The sequence below is a fragment of the Methyloceanibacter sp. genome (assembly GCF_051306395.1).
In the GTDB taxonomy this organism is placed as follows: Bacteria; Pseudomonadota; Alphaproteobacteria; order Rhizobiales; family Methyloligellaceae; genus Methyloceanibacter.
This window is the reverse complement of the sequence record NZ_JBPPND010000119.1, coordinates 1-2,035: the sequence shown is the minus strand read 5'-3', so window position 1 is coordinate 2,035 and position 2,035 is coordinate 1. Positions and strand designations below refer to the sequence as shown.

Here is a 2,035-nt window from a genome sequence, read left to right as displayed (position 1 = left end):
GCCGAAATGGGGTTTGGTGAGGTGCGCCATGGAACGAGTGTGCGCCCCTGAAAGCAAACAAATCGTTTGCGGTGCACCCTCTGGGTCCCCGCCTTCGCGGGGACGAGCGGATTGAAACAAGGCGCCCGCCTGCTCATTCCCGCGAAAGCGGGAATCCAGCAACCACCGCAAACCTCAAGAGCCTTTCTGCTCGGCGCAGCTCGGATGCCACGTCCATCGTCACACTCATACGCGTCATGCGTCTCTCCTCATCGGCAAGCGCCAGCATTTCTCGCCGAACCATAGCGGTCTTAAAGACTCGCATCTTGTAGGAATTGGGCGCAAAATCGGTCAGTGCGTGGGCGACCCCCGGTTGAGTATGGCCGTCGCCTGCGACGGCGTTCCCCGTGAGAGGAACCCACGCACACATTCTCTCATCGCAAACTCGACACCCGCTCATTCCCGCGAAAGCGGGAATTCATCATTTCGTTTTGGGCTTGCGCCGCGCAGCGTCGGACTTTGCGTCCTTGCGCGGCCGATCGATCGTCTTCGGCTGCGCCGGCCCCTTGCCCTTGCCGAGATCGGGCTTCACGTAAGGCGAATCCGGCGCGCTCGTCGCCGGACGCTTGCCGTCGGGCGCTTTCGTGTATTTGCCCTTGCCGGATGCGGTCATGCGCGAACCTCGCGTCACTCGCTCTTGGTGGCGGCTTCGCCGTCGCCTTTAGGCTTGCAGGGAATGCCGTCGGCGAAACATTTCGAATAGAGCCCTTGCACCGCGCAAGAAATGTTGGCGTCCTGCGCCAGGTCCCAGGTCGCTTCTAAATAGACCTTTTGCGCCTTTTCGAGCCACGCCTCGAGCGCGGCCTCCTCTGACTCATCGCGCGAGCTCATGAAGCCCGGTCCGCTGCCCGACAGGGACTCCGCGGCGCATTCGAGATCGGGCGGCGGCGCGGCCTCCTCGCCTTGCTGCGGCACCGACAGATCGAACGCGTCTTGCGCCGACGCGGGGGCAATCGATACGGCGAGCGCGAGCGACAGCGCGGCGGCGGTCAGAACAAGCGTGCGGATTGAGACCAGCTTCGGCATCTCCAGCAACCTCCTCCCTGGGGCTTCCGTGTTATGTGGCCCTCGTTCGCCGACAGTCTTAGCACACACTAAGCCGCCGCCAGAAGAAGCGCTGCGCGACTTGCCGGCCGTGTCTCCGACGCCACATCGTCGAGGCAGGACGACGCACCCCGCGCGCCTGTCCTTGATGCCGCCTTTGTTTCCGGTGACATTTTGGCGAAAGATGCCCGGTCGTAGAGGGTGGCGGCGCCTTTCGGCCTTAACCTTCGGCCGGCCTGCCGGTACAAGACCCTGGCCGAAGAGGCTAGCGTCGGCGGGCGCGGAGCACTTTGAGGGTTGAGTGGGCCGGATCGTAAGGCGGGGGAGTGTCATCGTGACGAGGCTGCACACGGCGCTGCTTGCGGCGGGCCTCTTGGCCATGCCCCTTGCCGCCTGCAGCCGCAGCGGCCCAGCCCCGGATGTCGGCTTCCTCCCCACCCGCGCCGTGCAGGCCACCGACACCAAGGCCGCCTTCGAGGGCGCGAAGGTGGAATGCCTGGAGGAGGCGCGCCGCAAGGGCATCTCCTCGGTGACGCGGCTCCTGTTGTTGCGGGGCAAAATCTCCAAGTCCGACTATATCGAGTGCATGGAGAACAAGGGCTTCGCCGAGGCCGAAGGTTAGGGTTGCCGAGGCCGAAGGCTAGCGCGCTCCTATCCTCCGCCGCGGGCCGGCTTGGTTAGCGCCGCCTTAACGGAAGTTGCGCGAGGCTTTCCCGGCAACTTTGGGGCGTGGCGCTGGTGCGCAATTTGGGCTCGCGGGACCGCGTGGAACCTCTATAAATGGCCGTAATCGGAGTATACGGTACGCTTCAGGTTCGTCCTTTTGGACGGCCGGATTTCGTGTGGCCGGGCGGCCGCGCAGTGAAGAGGTCGGGGTAAATTGTGGGACTTTCTACAAGGCAATAGCCGCGGCAAGCTCATCGATTGGCTGAAGATCGATTCCTGGATCGAT

The 2,035-nt window shown here is 63.8% G+C and carries 3 protein-coding genes; 1 reads left to right on the top strand and 2 read right to left on the bottom strand.

Features of this window, described 5'->3' with window-relative positions:
* Nucleotides 1–460: 460 nt before the first annotated feature.
* Together ACSLE4_RS06560 and ACSLE4_RS06555 are read right to left on the bottom strand one after the other, a co-directional pair.
* Nucleotides 461–652: a hypothetical protein gene (locus ACSLE4_RS06560; RefSeq protein ID WP_435903679.1), complete on the bottom strand. Its 192-nt coding sequence runs from the start codon at nt 650–652 to the stop codon at nt 461–463.
* 14 nt (nt 653–666) lie between these two features.
* Entirely contained in the window at nt 667–1,065 is a 399-nt protein-coding gene (locus ACSLE4_RS06555; protein WP_435903678.1) for a hypothetical protein, read from the bottom strand.
* A gap of 352 nt (nt 1,066–1,417) precedes the next feature.
* On the opposite strand from ACSLE4_RS06555, the gene ACSLE4_RS06550 reads away from it, so the two are divergent.
* On the top strand, nt 1,418–1,705 hold the full coding sequence (locus ACSLE4_RS06550; RefSeq protein ID WP_435903677.1) for a hypothetical protein: 288 nt from the start codon (nt 1,418–1,420) through the stop codon (nt 1,703–1,705).
* Nucleotides 1,706–2,035: the final 330 nt, after the last annotated feature.